This is a genomic window from Novosphingobium sp. 11B (assembly GCF_054589055.1).
Genome location: NZ_BAAILP010000251.1, coordinates 1 through 1,270, shown reverse-complemented (window position 1 = coordinate 1,270; position 1,270 = coordinate 1). Strand labels below are relative to the sequence as shown.

2 protein-coding genes are annotated in these 1,270 nt (G+C 61.4%); both read left to right on the top strand.

Translation table 11 applies throughout. The features are described 5' to 3' along the window. The first annotated feature begins 345 nt into the window (after nt 1-345). Nucleotides 346-840 (top strand): diaminobutyrate acetyltransferase, encoded by a 495-nt coding sequence (gene ectA / locus ACYPYD_RS22365; RefSeq protein WP_459665616.1) that lies wholly within the window; start codon nt 346-348, stop codon nt 838-840. Nucleotides 841-857: 17 nt separating this feature from the next. After that, the coding region (locus ACYPYD_RS22360; RefSeq protein ID WP_459665614.1) for an aminotransferase class III-fold pyridoxal phosphate-dependent enzyme at nt 858-1,270 on the top strand (413 nt) is incomplete at its 3' end.

Here is a 1,270-nt window from a genome sequence, read left to right as displayed (position 1 = left end):
CCAGATCCGCCGCGTCGAGAATTTTTCTCAGTGCCGAAAGTGCCACCGGGGTGAGGTCGCTGTCCATGCCCTGACAGCTAGCTTTCCTGCGGCTTTCCGCCAAGATGCAAGATACTTCCAAATCCGAAATATTACATTTCAATGACCTGCACGATGGGAACTTATCAAGTGGCGCATGGTTGCAATGTCTCGCACGATCCGTATGCTATCGGGCAGCAGCAGTTATAATGAGGCAAATGCCAAGCACGCGAATGTGCTTCGGAGGGTGAAGTAATTTTTGATGAAGTCATAAGTAAAGCCGCCTTCGGGACGCATCCCGACGGCTCAAGTCACGTGAGTACGACGATCCCGCCGGTCCTGCGCCAGCCTACTGCCGAAGATGGCCCTGCCGTCACCGCGCTGATCGCGGCATCCGAGCCGCTCGATCCGAATTCGGCCTATTGCAACTTGCTCCAGTGTAGTGACTTTGCTGATACCTGCGTGCTCGCGGAGCGCGATGGTGAAGTCGTCGGGTGGGTTTCCGCCTATCGTCCGCCATCGCAACCCGAACGCATTTTCGTCTGGCAGGTCGCCGTTGCGATCTCCGCGCGGGGTGAGGGACTGGGCGGGCGCATGCTTGACGAACTGATCTCGCTGCCCGCCGTGCATGGCACGACCATGCTGACCACCACGATCACCGAGGCCAACCCGGCCTCCTGGGCGCTGTTCGGCGCCTTCGCGCGCCGTCATGGCGCCAGCCTCTCGAAATCCGAGCGCTTCGAGCGCGCGGCACACTTCGCGGGGGCACACGACACGGAATGGCAGGCGAGCATCGCGCCGCTGCCGTCCGTCCATACCTGAACAGGGGAACTCCCGAAATGACCAAGACTCCCATGCCGAGCGCTACGGCGCCGGATACGAAGATCTATGACCGCCGCGAATCGAAGGTGCGCAGCTATTCCCGCTCAATGCCGCGCCAATTCGGCAAGGCGCAGGGCCCCTGGCTGCACGACAACGAAGGTGGGCGTTACCTCGATTTCCTGTCGGGCTGCTCCTCGCTGAACTATGGCCACAACCATCCAGTGCTGAAGGCGGCGCTGATGGATTATATCGCTAATGACGGCGTGACCCACGCGCTCGACCTGCACACCGACGCCAAGGCCGCTTTCCTGCGCACGTTCGAGGAGGTGATCCTGGAGCCGCGTGGGCTGGACTATCGCGCGATGTTCACCGGGCCGACCGGCACTAATGCGGTCGAGGCCGCGATCAAGCTGGCGCGCAAGGTGACGGG